Raw genomic sequence first — 15,985 nt, forward strand, 5'->3', positions numbered from 1 at the left:
GGGTTTACCCCTAAGTTTTTTAACGATAATGCTTATACGTTTTACTAATCATTGTTGTAAGTCGTGATCGAGACTTCCATGTCCCCGCCCGAAGCCGTCGGTTCCGACCGGTCCGACCCCTTCGAGTTGATCCGCATTTTTCCATAATGGCCTACATTGGTCACGTAGGCTACCACTGTTCCGTTGGACAGTTTGTTGTTTTTGGTCGTGTAGCTGCCGTCGATGAAGTCGACTGTGTAATTCAGTTGCAGCAGGTCGGAGTATTTCAATGTTTTATAATCAGTACCTGTCGCCATGACGAAGAACTTAGCCCCGTTTTTCGGATAAATACCCGCAGGCTGGTTATATGGATACCAGTAGAGATCCTCCATACCGCTCCGCTCAGGAAAACTGCCGGTTTCGAGGTCATACATATTCGAGAAATTCATCACGAATGTCGTATCCTTCAAAATCGCAGGCTGCCCGGCTGTGAATGTGACCACATTGCTACTGACAGCCGCACCAGCATTCGTTTGAGCGAAGGCTTTTACATAGTAAGTGGTGCCTGGTGTCAGTTTATCCAGATTAGCCGTATAGTTGCCCGTGCTGACTGTGCCCGTCACCTGTACTTTCGAATCGGCGGATCCAGGGGACTGATTTGTAGATGAATAATAAATACCATAGCTGCTGATCGTTGCATTGGCATTGACTGTTGAGATGCTGAAATTAATCGTCGCACTGGTTTGCTGGACATTTGTAGCACTGACCGCCCTTACCGTCGGCAGCACAAAGTTGCCGGTCGTGAATGTTGCGGTCGGGCCGTAAACAATGCCGCCGCCCTCATTTTTGGCATAAACCCTGATATTATACTTTTGCTGAGAAGAAAGCCGGGTGATCTGCGCCTCGAAGTTGTAAGGCGATCCCGTGATACTTTGCCCGCTCTTTTCAACAAACCCGGTTTCAAGTGTCGGATCATTCATCACCCCGTACACAAAGCCGAAATCCTGGATTTTGCCGCTTTTCTTTTCCTGGCGGCTATTTTTGGCATCCGGGTCCGAAACCGTCGCGCTCACTTTCACCGAAGAGTTGGTCACTGCAATGATTGTCACTTCTGAAACCTGCGGCGCAAGCGGGTCTACCGGCCCGAACAAGTTACAGGCATTCAGCATTACCGTAAGGCACGCAATCAGGCAAATGGTAAACCTTTTCATTTTCTAAATTTTTTGTTCCAAAAACACAAGCCTCTCAATTCGCGGTGTAGTACATTAATGTGCGGCCGTGGCAACCGGCTGCCAGTCGTCATCCCAATATTCAATGAGCTGCGGACTATCGACACGCACCGTAAACTTGACCCTGTCTTCGGGTAAATGTCTGCGCTCCGGAACCACGTGATGGCGGTCGACGAGACTATTCAGCCAGGGCCGGCCGTGCCTGGAAGTGAGCCTTCCACCCAGACCCATCTGGTTTTCACGCTGTTCCAGTGTGATCCCATAGTTATTATCACTGTTGCCCACACCATTCACGTGGTTCAGTCCCAGCGTATGTCCAAATTCATGGTTGATGGTGGTCTGCAAAAAATCAATGCTGTGCCTGGCGCTGCCCACCCGCGTCAGTCGCCCGCCGCCCCACTGAGGTTCAAGATCGAGGTGCGTGAAAAGGCCGGTGCGGTTATACATTTCCACATAAGACCTGAAATTGGTTTCCTGCGGATGAATGATCCTGAATGTCTGATGCGCCTGCGCGGAAGTTTCAACCAGCTCGATCGACAATCCGCATTGAATGATCGCGGAGGTGAGGTTGGCGCCCATCCTGGGGCGGTACCATGCACGGTCGGGGTCGAGTACGAATTTGTCGCTCCAGTGCCGCTGGACCACATTCACAAAATTCGTTTTATAAGCCTCCCACTCCTGGTTTGTCCAGGTATCGAGGTGAAATGTTCCGTAAGTATCGTGCAGGCGGCCGTTTCCGGTGGCATAAGTATCTGACATGAAAAACCGTGTGTCCGGCTCCACCCGCACCAGCCTCACCCTGAACTGCAGAATAAGCCCGAACGTGTTGTCATCCATGGGCAGAAGGGCAGAATCCCAGCGTCTGGCACTTCTGAAAAAATGAATTTGCATAAGATTGACTTTTAAACGTTCCGAATGTCAGGAAGCAGCCACTTCCTGATTTTCCTTTTGCGTATCCCAAACCACTTCGTCATTTTCGCCGAGACTCAGCCTGATCACCGACCCTTTTTCCACATCCCCGGAAATGATCATCCGGCTGATCGGCCGCCTCAGCATATTGCGGATCACACCTTTCAGTGGCCTCACGCCATATCTGGGCGTAAAACCCTGCATCGCAATGTGCTTTCTTGCTTCCGGCGTCAGTTCTAATGCGATGCCCTGTTTTTCCAGCAAATCCGTCAGGCTGCGCAGGTGAATGCTGAATATTTTGACCACATTATCCTCGGAGATCGGCGCGAAAGGAACGATCTCAGTCAGCCTCGCCAGGAATTCGGGGCGGAAATGTTTCGCCATGATTTCCATGAGATCATTGGATTTCGGCACGATGCCTTTATTGAAATCGGCGACAATGTGCTCCTGGCCAATGTTGGAAGTGAAAAGGATCACCGCATTTGAAAAATCACCTTCCTTGCCAAGCCTGTCGTGCAATTTTCCTTCATCCAGGATTTGCAGGAAAAGGTCAAAAACAGACGGGTGCGCTTTTTCTATTTCATCAAAAAGGACTACGGAGTACGGTTTCTGGCGGATTTTATTCACTAATAAACCTCCCTCTTCATAACCTACATATCCCGGAGGCGCACCGTAAAGCAATGCTGCCGAATGTTCTTCCTTGAACTCCGACATATCAAACCGGATCAAAAACGATTCATCATTGAAGAGAAAATCGGCCAGCGCTTTCGCGATTTCGGTTTTACCGGTGCCCGTAGGCCCTAGCAGGAAAAATGAGCCGATGGGCTGCCCTGCCTTGATCAGGCCCGATCTGGATTCCAGTATCGCTTCGCTCAGTGCTTTCACGGCCTGGTCCTGCCCCACTACCCTTTTTTTCAACACTTCATCAATTCCGAGCAGCTTATCCCGCTCCGAGCTTTGCAGTTTCCCCAGCGGAATGCCGGTTTTGTGCGAAATCACGGCTGCCACTTCATTCTTTCCAACACCTTCCGACCTTTGTGCAGCCAGTTCCTGCAAGGCGGCGATTTTAGTACTTAAATGGACGTGAATACCTTCCGCGGTTTCCAGCTCTTCCGCACCTGCTTCATCCAGCTTGCCGATCAGTAATGGACTGAGGCGATTTGGAAGTTGCCTTGCAAACCACCGCAGTTCATGTACCCGCTCGGCTTCATCTATGGCTAATAGTGCATCAAGATCCTTTTGTAATGTGGACAGTTCTGTTTCCGAAACCTCGTCCATCAGGCGCATTGCGGCCATTGTCCTGTCGAGCAGATCCAGAGCCACATCTGGCAACCGCCTTTCTTTGATGTATCTTTTTGACAGTTTAACTGCCTCAGCCGCAGTTCCTGCTGATACTTTTAAACCGTGGTGCGCTTCGTAAACCGGCAATATGTGTTCGATCATGCGGGTTGCTGTGGCTTCATCCGGTTCGTCCACATTCAATATCTCAAACCGGCGGGAAAACGCTTCGTCCTTCTCAATGTATTTTCGGTATTCCTCGGGAGTAGTAGCACCTATGACGGTAATTTCGCCACGCGCCAGTTCCGGTTTCAGCAATTGCGAAACACCTGTGCCAATCGATCCTTTTGGATCCAGTAACATGTGAATCTCGTCGATGAATAAAACTATTTTGTCAAAAGCTTTTATTTCATTCAGAATCCCTTTCAAACGTTCTTCAACCTCGCCTTTGTAAGAAGCCCCCGCCACCAGCGCACCGAGATCCACCTCCAGCAACTTTGCATTTTGAAGTAACTGAGGTACTTTTTTCTCCGAAATCAGTTTGGCAAATCCTTCCACCAAGGCGGATTTTCCCACACCCGGCTCACCGATCAGTATCACATTGGGTTTACTTCGCCTTCCCAAAATTTCAGCCATTTGACGGATTTCCCGGTCGCGCCCAATCACCGAATCCGCTTTGCCGTCGGCTGCTTTTTGCGTTTTGTCCGAGGTGTATTTTTCAAGATTCGTTGTGCCCGTTTTGATCGTGCCTGTCGGCTTTGAGGCTGTCCTATTTTCCTCCGAATCATTGCTTTCCGAAGGTTTTGCGTTGTCTTGGCTGCTTAGTGCCAGCACTTCCTTCTGCGAAACGGGCAGCGATTTTAATTGGTCGGCAGAAAACCCAACTCCCGGTTTGAGTATTGCTGCCAGTGTGCATAGTGGATTGGTATCGATATTCAGTTGTAATGCAATCAGCTCGGCCAATTCCAGGCAGGCAGCGGCAGTGTTATCCGCCTGCGGGTTCTCCGGAACTTTGACTGATTTTGGACTTTCTTCAAGTCTTACCTCTGTCCAATCACGCAAATAGGAGATATCCTTTCCTGCCATCACCAGCTCTGAGGCAAGGCCGACATCGTTATGCAGCAACCCCATGAGCAAATGGGGTGGGCCAAAACGCTCCTGCCGGTATTCACGCGCCAATGATTGCGCCACGCTGATCGCGTATCTGAGTGATTCGGTTTGCATGGAAAAGTTGGGAAGAAAGTTGGGTAGTCCTAGGGCTGATTTTTCTGTAAACTGATAAGCCTTTCTGTCGCTTTTGCTTTCATCTCCTTGTTGGCTGTTGAAAGCTGTAGTCCATCGTAGATCTGTTTCGCCTGGTCGTAGTAAACCCTTCGGTCGTTCTTCCTGAGATTTCCCTGGGTCATCAGCTGGTAGTATCCCTCTGCTTCGGAATATTTCAGCCATTCCCGGTAAGTAACCGCAGTGCCGCTTTTGGCCGACAAACATTCGTCCAGCTGCTTTTGCACCGCCGCAATGTCGCCGCTTCCGCCCCCGCCGCCCGATTTTCCTGATTTATAGCTGTCGAGTTCCTTTTGTGTCTGGGCCAATTTGGCTTGCAACTCCTTATCGGCACCGCCGCCACCTCCGCCGCCACCCGCAGCAGCGCCGGCCAGCAGTTGACGTTCCATACTCTTGATTTCCAGGTCTTTCATGTTGATTTGGTTCCGCAGATCATTCACTACCTGCACATCGATCCCTTTGCTGTCCAGCGTCCTGCGGAGCTCGGAAATTGTCTGGCGGTAGGTCACCAATGCTTCGGTCAGCTTGGCGATTCCCAGCGAAAGCCGCTTGTTCTGTTCGTGTGTTGCCGAAGTGGCCAATGCATTGAAATGGCTCATAATGCTGTTGATCCGGCTTTCTATATCAACCAGTTGGGTACGCGCAGTCGCTTTGGACATTTCGTCGGTGGCGCTGCTGTACGCGCCGTCCAGCTGGATTACTTTTCTTGAAATGTTGCTCAAAGTGTCTGTATCCGTAAGCATCGGGAATTGTTCATCCACAATTCCCTTGTAACGCTTCGTCTCTGACTCGCCTACGGAGCCTGGCACACGAAGCAGCAGGTATAATCCCAATATCGGAAAGGTAAGCGACAGCATGTACATGCCAATGAACTTCCCAATTGCCGTTTTTCGCTGATTTTTGTTGACTGGGTCCATTTTTTTTCCGGTGCTAATCCGTCGGCTGAAGCCGGCGGTCATTGATTGCTTTTGTTTGCGACTTTGTCGCCGGCTCTACCGAGCGAAGCGGCTTACTGCCGATCATTTTCCGTCGGTTAAAACCGACGGAATAGGGGGTAATAGGGGTATTCGGCGCCCATCATACACACTCCTCCATCCCGTGATTGCCCGAATGATGGGCCACAATACCCATCGCCCCAATGTCCGCCCTATTTCACAATGGGCTCCATCGTGATTTTGTTTTTTCCGGCTGTACCGGCGGATCGTGCACAGGGCTTTCGATGATAAATACCTGCTGTCCTTTGCGTTTTCCAATGAATTCCAATTGGCTCAGTTTCAAGAAAAGTGCTGTCCAAATGCTGTAAAATGTATCGATCGTTTTCAGGCAGGGCAACATATCATTATGATTGTAAACCACTTGAATCACGGATGTGATCTGTTTTTCCAAACTCCCGGGCGAATCGTCGGCCCATTCTCCCAGATAACCCAATACTTCTTCCTTTTCGCGGTCGGTCAGGCATTCCAGTGAGGTGCGGATGCTTTGTGCGCCCTGAACCATGCTCACGACCATATTGGCGGGTTGTTCGAAGGGAATCAGCCTTTGATAAGACACATTCACCATAGCGAATACATTGACGAGCCGCTCCACCATCAGCTGCACACTGTCCGACAATGCACTTTTCTGACTTTTCATCTTGATTTTTTGCATGATACGAAACAAATACGTTTCCATCTCACTCAGATATCCGCCAAAGCGGTTGTACCATTCACGCAAACCCTTATGGCTCTTGACCGTCCTGCTCGCCGGGATAAAATCGTGCATGACTTTCAGCTCACCATTGTAATATTCCAGCTTTCCAATGATCAGGCCTGGGCCACCCCATTGTTCGATATTGACCATTTCAGACGGCACAAGATTGATCCGATAGGCAGGCAAAGTATACGGATGCCTGACCGGGATCTCATTTTCCAAAGGATTACCTACCTGTTTCCTGTCAAACAATCCAACGCTTAAAACCAGATACAGCACCATATTTTGTCCTGCCGGAAGACGGTATTGGTCCTGAACCGTAGTTAACGATGTATCCAGCCTGACATCATCCGATGAAGTTATATCCAAAAGGCTTCCGTCGGGCGAAACGGCCCGGCATTCGCCAATCCTGATTCTGATCTGCTGGCTGGCGTCTCCCAAGATCTGTATTTCCAGAGATTCTGTTCCCTCGGTTGGAATAACTAAGCCGTAACTCAGCGGCGTCTGAAAAGCAGCCAGTCCCCTCCTTATCTGATCTGTATGATAGTGGTCTGCTTCAACAAAATGTTGTCTTGAGATTTTCATCCCGTCGACCCAGTTCACTGCCAAATAGCGTGGCTCTGCCATGTCAAATTAAATTTGGTGAATGCTACATCTTCATGGCTGCCTTAACCAGCCCAATTACCGAACGTACCCCGAATTTCCTGAAAAGGCTTCTGCGATAAGCTTCCACAGTTGATACGCTCACATCCAGTTTCCCAGCTATTTCCTTGGAGCTTAGCTCATCCATAATGAGATCCAGGATCTCCTTTTCGCGCTTCGTCAGTTCCATAATTAAAATCCGCGAACAAAGTTGTCCTGTGAGAAGCGCTGTTTCAATCGACGGAAACCCTGATTTTTCAAAGATTTACCCTGATTTTTTCAAAGCAGTGCAAACCCATTTTTAAGGGTTTACCAGGAAAAATTTCACCCAGAAACTACACTACGCCCATTCTGACGGCTATCTTGGTAAGGCCAACTGAATTTTTCACACCCAACTTGTGAAAGAGGTTCCGGCGATGTGTTTCCACTGTCTTATCGCTGATACACAGCTCGTTTGCAATGCGATTGGTAGAATATTCGCTGGCAACCAGCCGGAGGATTTCCACTTCTCTTTTGCTCAGGAAGTCTCTGGTAGTGGGCGTTGGCTCCTGCATATAGTTGTCCACCGAGCTTTCGGCAAGCTTTATCATCACTTCCTGGCCATAATACACTTTGCCTTCCGAAACCGCCCTGATCGCACGCTCCCATTCATCGAGCTCTGCTTCAAAAACAATGTACCCTGACACTCCGGATCGCACCACTTCCCGCACGGACTCCACGGAAGGACTTGGCGCAAGCAACAAAAATTTAAGTTTGGGATAAAGCTTTCGAATTTTCAATATCTGATCTGCTGTTTTTTCGGCCTGATGGGCAAAAACTACTACGATATCGATCTCTTTGAGATATGGCAACTGGGTGATCTGTTCCAGGCTTTGGCACTTACCTACCAATTCAATGTGTGATCGTCTTCTGAGCCATTCGGCTACTGCTTCGCATTCTAACGGGTGTGGATGAACAAGGCACGCATGAGTAATTAACGCTTCCATAATTTTCGGGGTTGAATATGGAGATTTAGGAATCCAAAGGTAGCCTATTGGCCTGACCGCCGTCAACACGGTAAAGTACAGGAATAGCTAAGTAAGTTTACTTGATTTGGGTAAGGGCCTGAAAATTAAGCAAATTATCTCCACTCTTGAAAGCATTTACCTAAGGGAATTCAACTATAAGGTAAACACTTAGGGGATAACACTGACTGTTATATATATACGTCTATACCGATTATTACTAATCGGTTACAAAATACGTAGACTTACGCTTGCCTGCCCGTACTAGTACCTGGATCCTCCCGATAGCGTCATTCTTTCAGGCGGCCATACTTTCGCATGATTTCGAGGACTTTCTCTTTAGGAAGCTCTTCCACTTTATGCCCCTGGGTACCTTCCATGGTACTGGCCATGAACAGGGAATTGATGATCGCTTCTTCCGTGGATTCGATGGCTGCGAGGAAGAGCGGGGAGACGTAATCGTTATGAAGAAAATTGGAATTGAATGTTGCCTCAGCAGTTTCGTGCAGTACGCGGTTGGCGGTAGAAAAGGCAATCACATAGTCCCCGCTTCCATTGGCTGCGATACCACCGGTTTGGGCCATACCCAGCATGGCCCTTTTCGCCAGTCTCTTCAGATTTCTTGCATCGAGGGGAGCGTCGGTTGCGATCACCATCATACAGGAGCCATCAGAAGATTTATCCAGCGATTCTTTAAAGGCATATTTCCCAAGTTCCTGGCCCACCGGAACACCATTTACGGTCAGCACGCCTCCAAAATTCGTTTGTACCAGCACACCCACCGTATACCCGCCGAGCTTTTCAGGCAATTTACGCGAAGACGTACCTATACCACCTTTCCAGCCAAAGCAAACAGTGCCGGTGCCTGCACCTACGTTACCTTCGGCTACGGCGCCGTTTTCAGCCTGGGCCAATGCATTCAAAACCTGGTCCTTTCGTACATTCCTTCCACGGATATCGTTCAGGAACCCATCGTTGGTTTCACCTACGACAGGGTTTACAGACCTTACACTCTCATTCCCCTTTTGTGCCAGGGTCCAGTCGATAATGGCATCAGCGGCCGTTGGGACGCTCAGTGTGTTGGTCAACACGATCGGCGATTCCATCGTCCCCAACTCTTCTACTTGTGAATAACCCGTCAGTTTTCCAAATCCGTTCCCGATATACATGGCGGCCAGTACCTTTTGCTGAAAAACGTTTCCGTCATGCGGTATGATCGCGGTCACCCCTGTGCGAATGTCTGCACCCTCAGTGAGTGTCACCTGCCCGACCTTTACGCCGGCAACATCGGTGATCGCGTTCAGGTTACCAGTCGGCAGTACCCCAATTTTAATGCCTAGCTCTCTTGGCCGTTTTTGCCCCATGGCAAGAACCGGCGAACATATCAGCATCAGAAGTAATAGTTTTTTCATTTTATCCTCTTTTTCAAACTGAAATATAACAAAAATCCACCGGCAAACTGTGGGTTTACCAGTGGACAACGTCCTGCCAGCATTAATTACTTATCGTCTGGGCGAGCTTTTTTAGGATCGATAATTGTTGTTTTTCTGCTTACTGCCGAAGCGCCGAAAAAGCCAAGCGCCGCTTTTCCCTTTGGATCGGAATTAGTGACGTTCGACTTGATATTGGCAATCGGCGTGGCGAACAACCCTCCGTTTTGCGCCTGCTCCTGGATCTGCTTCAGGTATTCAAAAGTTTCATTGGTAATGCTGTGCAGCTCTACGCCTACATTTGCTCCAGCCGAATACAATGAATCCGTTGTAATCGACTGCCTGATGGGCAGGATAAAGATCAGTCCGTCCGAAGGCGCCCCGGCGCTGAACGCCGCATCATATGCGATAGAAATCGACGTCGCTTTGTCAACGACCGGTTTTCCATTGATGACGGGCTTGATCCAGTATGTATCTCCCGTTCCCACCGGGTCTCTTGCATAAAACTCAGCGATAAAGCCTTCCTGCGGACCTTTATCAGGCTTAAATGGCAATTTATCCTTGGTGTAAACTACGGAGTCCACTGTCGGGACGCGCTTTAACTGGGTGGTTGCCGTATAAACCTCGGCTGCATTGGTGATCTTGAGAGAGTAAGTTCTTCCCACGTGCCCCAATGTATCGGTAGTGTCTTTACCCCAGGTGTACTGGCCATTACCAGCCAAATCTTCAAAAGCGTATACTTTTCCCTGGTCGTCGGTCACTGTTACCGTAGCTCCCAAAACCGGTTCCGGCGTGCTGTTATCAAAGTAGCTGGCGGACCAGGTCAGTTTGATCGTCTGTGTGCCAGGCTCATTGGTAATCCAGCCGTCGACGACAAGCTGGCTTGGGCCCGTAACCGTATCCAGATCTATCACATCTTCGCAGCTGGTCAGCGACAGGACGGATAAAGCAGCCAGGCCCCAGGCCGCATTCCGAATTATGTTTTTGAAATTTTTCATCTTTTTTATTTTCAGACTAATAGCTAAAATTTGAAATTATAGGTAACCGCAGGGATAAAGTTGCCGATGACCGAATAACGCACTGCCTCCGTTTTAAGAGGCGTATCCTCATTGGCCCTTGTGTAAACCGAGAACGCATTCCGGCGATTGTAAACGTTATACACCGAAAACACCCATTCCCCTTCACCCACTTTGAACAACTTTCGTTTTGCTTTCAGCGTGGCGGCCAGGTCGAGGCGATGGTAGGCAGGTATACGGTTGTTATTTCTGGCACCCTGGTAATTATTGCCGATTGGCCACCCTCCCCATTCATATCTGTTCGTGGGAAAAGTTGCAGGTGTTCCCGACGCAATCGTAAAATTGGCAGAAAGCGTCAGACGTTTTGTGAGATCATAAATCGCTACCGAAGTGAAATTGTGCGGCTTGTCAAATCTTGCAGGAAACCAGCCATCGTTGTTGATCGTTTCGACCAGCCGCTCGGTCCTTGACAAGGTATAGCTCACCCAGCCGGTGAGTTTACCTTTATTTTTCTTAAGGTAAAATTCTGCACCATAGGCCCGTCCTTTCCCGAAAAGCAGATCCCCGGCAACAAACTGGTTCAAAAGCAGGTCTGAGCCCGGTACGTAGTCGATCTGATTGTACAGCTTTTTGTAATAAACTTCAACAGAAGCTTCATAGGTATTATCCTTAAAATTCTGGAACCATCCCAATGCCACCTGATCAGCCTTCTCGGGCCGGATGTTGATCGAGCTCAATGTCCAGACGTCCAGAGGTGAGCTGGCGGCCGTGTTCGACAGAAGGTGCAGGTATTGCGCGGTGCGATTGTAGCTGGCCTTGATAGAAGCCGTGGAAGTGAGACCGATGTTGACCGACGCCCGTGGCTCCCAGTTCCCATAACTCTTGATCACGTCGCCTTTTTTGTAGGTCGTACCCGGATATACCGGCTCTTTGCGTTGTCCTTTGGTTAGTTCGTGGTAAGTATATTCGGTCCCCGGTCCCAAGCTTCTGAAATAAGAGTATCGAACTCCGTATTGGAGCGAAATCCGGTCTGTCAGCTTTTGCTCATTACCCACGTACAATGCCGATTCATCCGCATACCTTGGTTCCAGGCTGATGTCTGTATTTTCTCCTTCCGAAACTGCCACTGCTTTTCCTGGCCGGGTATCGTAATAAATGTATTGTCCGCCAAAAGTAAGCTGGTTATTTGGAGTGATGTAAAAAGTAAAATCTGGCTTGATACTGGTACTGATGATCTTGGATTTCCAATCAAACTTGTCTTTGGCGTCCGGCTTATTCTGGTTCTGCCCCAGGGAGTAATCATAATTACTATAATAACCCGTCAAATTCATAAACAGCTTATTGGAAAAAATATGGTTCCATCGGCCTGTCGCCGTTACATTACCCCACCCAAATCCGAAATCACCGCCACCGAAAACGTCTTTTCCGAAATACCCCGAAGCATAAAAAGTATCCTTATTACCAAGCTGGTAATTGACCTTCGCGGTCAGATCGTAAAAGTAAAACTTAGAGTCCTTAAGGTCTGAATTCAAAAAGGGCTTTGCAAGGATATCGATATAAGAGCGGCGGCCGGCTACAATGAATGAACCCTTTCCTTTTGCAAAGGGCTGCTCATAAGTCAACCTTGAAAAGATCGACCCAATCCCCCCGTTGATCTCGCGCTTTTTGGAATTACCTTCTTTCATCCTCACATCCAGGATTGAAGAAATTCTGCCTCCGTATTGAGCCGGGATTCCTCCTTTAATGAGTTTGACATCCTTCACCGCATCCGGGTTAAATACCGAGAAAAACCCAAAAAGGTGGGAAGAATTGTAAACCGGCGCTTCGTCCAGCAGTACGAGATTTTGGGAAATATCGCCACCACGAACATTAAAACCAGATGCCCCTTCACCCACCGTAGTAACCCCCGGTAAAAGCTGAATGCTGCGGATCAAATCCACTTCGCCCAGCAAGGCGGGCATTTTGCGAATGGTTTTCATCTCCACTTTATTCACCGACATTTCGATTCCCCGAACATTTTCATCCTCCTTTTGGGTAGAAATCGTTACTTCTTCCAATTGGTTGTTTTGGTCAGTCATTTCAATGCTGACCGTTTTATCACCATCCAAAAGCACTTCCTTTGTGATTTTTTGATAGCCTATGTAAGTAAAAACCAGTGTATAAGTACCCGCAGGAAGGGTCAGTGAATAAAATCCATAAGGATTGGTTACCACTCCGGTTTCAGCTTCACGGACATAAACGGAGACACCGATCAAGCCTTCTCCATTCGCATTGTCTTTCACATATCCACTAACGGTATGTCGGTTTTGAGCATAAGATTGCAGGCTGACGCATAGCAGAACGATGAGTGTCAAGTAGCTTAATAATTTTATTTTCATGGGCTTTACTTTTGTTTACTGGTTAATCCTTACTTCTGGTGACGGATCACCTTCCATTTTACTCAGAAGATCGAGGCAAAATTGAATTTTTCCCTTTTTAGTGTGACAACTCACTTTACGCTTCCCCTAAGAAATAGTCGATTAATTATGATGAATAGTTAGTCAATACCGACAAAGCACGTGTTAATCAGCTTCATATGACAGAAAAAAATGATGAACTGACTAAAATAAGGAGTAAATGGCCAAACCTTGCAAATGAATGCGATCATTTAAAATAGTACTTTTTTATGATATCTTTGACACATTACTATGATCCATGCATTCTGCAAGTAACTGACGAGATGTTTTTTGTATTAATGGATGGACAAAGTCCGGGGCAATTTCATTAAGTGGCACCAATGTAAATCGACGATCCTGAATCCGTGGATGTGGTAAGGTGAGTTCTGCGCTGTCCAGAATGAAATTTTTGTAATAGAGCAGGTCAATATCAATCACCCTGGCACCCCAACGCTCATATCGGATGCGGCCAAGCTCATGCTCGATGGCCAGAATATTGCTCAATACCTCTTGCGGGGACAATCCGGTTTCAATCTCAGCGACCTGGTTCAGAAATGCCGGCTGATCGGTTACGCCCCAGGGCTCGGTTTCGTAAAGGGAAGATTGCCGGATAACAGGGCCTACCGTTTCCGCAATCATTGGTGTTGCCAATCGCAAAGTACCGGCCCTATCGCCCAAATTGGATCCTAAAAGAAGAAAAACGTTTCCGTATTGATACATTCGGATGTAAAATAGGTCAGCTGCATCCACGAAAAAAAGGACTCCCCGTTGTAAGAGAAGTCCTTTTGGTATTCACTCGTAAATCTTTTCAGAACGTAAGCGTTCCTTTGTCGTATGCCTTTTGTATAGTTGATTCAATACCATTTTTGTTGATGGTACGAAGTGCAGAAGTTGCTACTTTCAACGTAACCCATTCTCCTGTTGACGGAAGGAAAAAACGTTTCTTTTGCAAATTCGGGAAGAATTTACGTTTTGTTTTATTGTTAGCGTGAGAAACGTTATTTCCAACGCGTGTTCTTTTACCTGTGATTTGACAAACCTTAGCCATAAACTTGCAATTTTTCCAAATGAGGGTGCAAATATGCGGAATTTATTTTTTTTGAGCAAACAACCTTAAAAGAAATTTTCAAAAAAGCCTGATTACCACCGAATCCGGAAGCCCACTCCATGTACATTATCGATCTTAATCTCCGGATCTCCCGACAGATACTTGCGTAATCTGGAAATAAAAACATCCAGGCTACGGCCCATAAAGTAATCGTCATCTCCCCATATTGCCTTGAGCAAATCGTCCCGCCGTATCACCTGATCCGGCCTCTCCGCTAAATATTTCAAAACTTCCGCCTCCCGGAAGGTAAGGTTTTGCCCGCTTCCGTTCATAGAGAGGGTGAGTTTCTGAAAATCAAAAGAATAGATGCCGATTTTGCTTGCATCCGCTTTGGACGAGGCGGGCTGCTCGGAGCTACTTCTTCTCAGAAAAACTTCGATTCTGAGTTTCAATTCTTCAATACTGAAAGGTTTTGTGATGTAATCGTCTGCTCCAAGGCGTAATCCTTTAATCTTATCCTCTTGTAGAGCACGGGCGGTCAGGAATAAAATGGGGACCTGACTATCCGAACTCCTGATTTTTTCTGCTAACGTAAACCCATCCATTTTCGGCAGCATAATATCCAATACACAAATATCAAAATGCTCTCTGCCGAAAAATTTCAAAGCCTCAGATCCGTCCGTTGCATGAGCAACCTCATAATCATACTGTTCCAGGTTATCCTTTGTCGCAAAGGCCAGGTTCGGGTCGTCTTCAACATATAAGATTCTTTTTTTCATGACTCTTGTTTCTGGGGAATCGAGATTTTAAAAGTACTTCCTTTTCCTAATGTGCTTTGCAGATCCAGCCTCCACCGGTGCGCCCGCACAATTTGCTTGACATAACTCAGTCCGATTCCAAAACCTTTTACATTATGGACGTCGCCGTAAGGAATACGGAAAAACTGGTTAAATATCTTTTTTTGGTATTCAGGTGCAATTCCAATGCCCTGGTCCTTTACCTCAATAACAAGGCATTTGCCCTTGTTATACATCTCGATTGAAACTTCAGGCACATCGTCCGAATACTTCAATGCGTTGTCTATCAGATTATTGATCATACAACGAAAATGGAAAGGGTCGGCTTTGATCAGCCTGTTTTCTGCCCTGTTTTTAAAATTGATTTTTCCTTCGAAAGGTATCAGGACAGACTGGATCATTTCCTCCGCGTCCAGTTTTTCCTTTTGCAGATGCAGCGCATTTCGCTCCGCTTTCGCCATCGAAAGTACCATTTCTACCTGTCCTTGCAACCGCAAAATCTCATCCTGCACGATTTGCACATATCTTTTGTGGCGTTTAGGTTGCGCAATAATTTGTTCGGAATTCAGTACATCTGCCGCAATTCTGATGGTCGAAATCGGCGTTTGCAGCTCGTGGGTCATGTTATTCACAAAATCGCGCTGTACTTCCGAAAGCTGCTTCTGCCTGAGAATGACAAACAGTGCGTATGCAAAGAATGACACGGCCACCAGTACGAGTATCGACGACCAGATTGCCCCATTGATACTTCCTGCAAAGTAGGTCTCCTGCTCGGGAAACCGCACGCCAAAATAATAGGGATACTTGTCGGTCTTGATCCAGTTGGAGGTCGGTGTTGGAATTTTATCGCTGTTTTTGGTACTCAACGACATGCCATACCGCATTCTGTTGGTCGTGCAGTCATAAATCCCGATTTCGAAATCGGTGATCAGGTTGTGTTTTTGAAAACTGTCTTTGATGAAAACTTCCAGCAAATCGGGTTGTGTCGTCGCATTCGTGTTCACCAGAAAATATTCCGGCGAAAGCTGTTCGACAGGATTAGTCGTTTGCATGACTCCATTTACAGCGGCCAGTTTAGCCGCTACATCCTGCAACGCCACGTGCGCATTCTGATTAAACTGCCTGTGACGAAGATCCAATGCCTGTTTTACCCAGAAAATCTGCGTAATGACGACACCGATGATCAGGAGCGCCGAAAAAACAGTCAGTGATTGAATGGTACGTCGGGACATTTAAGTTTTTATCATT

Annotated in this window: 14 protein-coding genes; all 14 read right to left on the bottom strand. The window is 47.6% G+C overall.

Translation table 11 applies throughout. The features are described from left to right. Positions 1-44: 44 nt before the first annotated feature. Positions 45-1,190, bottom strand: a complete 1,146-nt coding sequence (locus tag AC1XUF_RS19220; RefSeq protein ID WP_483343443.1) for a fibronectin type III domain-containing protein — start codon at positions 1,188-1,190, stop codon at positions 45-47. 54 nt (positions 1,191-1,244) lie between these two features. After that, positions 1,245-2,099, bottom strand: coding sequence for a hypothetical protein (locus tag AC1XUF_RS19225; RefSeq protein WP_483343444.1), 855 nt, complete (start codon positions 2,097-2,099; stop codon positions 1,245-1,247). A gap of 27 nt (positions 2,100-2,126) precedes the next feature. Continuing rightward, positions 2,127-4,619, bottom strand: coding sequence for an ATP-dependent Clp protease ATP-binding subunit (locus AC1XUF_RS19230; protein ID WP_483343445.1), 2,493 nt, complete (start codon positions 4,617-4,619; stop codon positions 2,127-2,129). Positions 4,620-4,648: 29 nt separating this feature from the next. Beyond that, positions 4,649-5,593 (bottom strand): hypothetical protein, encoded by a 945-nt coding sequence (locus AC1XUF_RS19235; protein WP_483343446.1) that lies wholly within the window; start codon positions 5,591-5,593, stop codon positions 4,649-4,651. A 235-nt stretch (positions 5,594-5,828) separates the two neighbouring features. Next, positions 5,829-6,992 carry a hypothetical protein gene (locus AC1XUF_RS19240; protein ID WP_483343447.1) on the bottom strand — a complete coding sequence of 388 codons (1,164 nt, stop codon included), beginning with the start codon at positions 6,990-6,992 and terminating at the stop codon, positions 5,829-5,831. A 22-nt stretch (positions 6,993-7,014) separates the two neighbouring features. Continuing rightward, the gene (locus AC1XUF_RS19245) at positions 7,015-7,197 is read right to left on the bottom strand and encodes a response regulator transcription factor (protein ID WP_483343448.1); all 183 of its coding nucleotides are present in this window, start codon (positions 7,195-7,197) and stop codon (positions 7,015-7,017) included. A gap of 145 nt (positions 7,198-7,342) precedes the next feature. Then, a complete protein-coding gene (locus tag AC1XUF_RS19250) occupies positions 7,343-7,993 on the bottom strand; it encodes a response regulator transcription factor (protein WP_483343449.1) in 651 nt (216 codons plus the stop codon). A 308-nt stretch (positions 7,994-8,301) separates the two neighbouring features. Then, a complete protein-coding gene (locus AC1XUF_RS19255; RefSeq protein ID WP_483343450.1) occupies positions 8,302-9,423 on the bottom strand; it encodes a DmpA family aminopeptidase in 1,122 nt (373 codons plus the stop codon). 86 nt (positions 9,424-9,509) lie between these two features. After that, positions 9,510-10,439: a DUF4249 domain-containing protein gene (locus AC1XUF_RS19260; protein WP_483343451.1), complete on the bottom strand. Its 930-nt coding sequence runs from the start codon at positions 10,437-10,439 to the stop codon at positions 9,510-9,512. Positions 10,440-10,462: 23 nt separating this feature from the next. Further along, positions 10,463-12,835 carry a TonB-dependent receptor gene (locus AC1XUF_RS19265; protein ID WP_483343452.1) on the bottom strand — a complete coding sequence of 791 codons (2,373 nt, stop codon included), beginning with the start codon at positions 12,833-12,835 and terminating at the stop codon, positions 10,463-10,465. A 285-nt stretch (positions 12,836-13,120) separates the two neighbouring features. Then, positions 13,121-13,612, bottom strand: coding sequence for a 2-amino-4-hydroxy-6-hydroxymethyldihydropteridine diphosphokinase (gene folK, locus AC1XUF_RS19270; protein WP_483343453.1), 492 nt, complete (start codon positions 13,610-13,612; stop codon positions 13,121-13,123). A gap of 88 nt (positions 13,613-13,700) precedes the next feature. Next, entirely contained in the window at positions 13,701-13,940 is a 240-nt protein-coding gene (gene rpmB, locus AC1XUF_RS19275) for a 50S ribosomal protein L28 (protein ID WP_254561589.1), read from the bottom strand. A gap of 92 nt (positions 13,941-14,032) precedes the next feature. Continuing rightward, complete coding sequence (locus AC1XUF_RS19280; protein ID WP_483343454.1) at positions 14,033-14,719, bottom strand: response regulator transcription factor; 687 nt, start codon at positions 14,717-14,719, stop codon at positions 14,033-14,035. After that, positions 14,716-15,969, bottom strand: a complete 1,254-nt coding sequence (locus tag AC1XUF_RS19285; RefSeq protein ID WP_483343455.1) for a sensor histidine kinase — start codon at positions 15,967-15,969, stop codon at positions 14,716-14,718. Before AC1XUF_RS19285 ends, AC1XUF_RS19280 begins: the two co-directional genes overlap by 4 nt. Positions 15,970-15,985 lie beyond the last annotated feature (16 nt).

Source organism: Dyadobacter sp. HNCC25DJ185 (assembly GCF_056895195.1).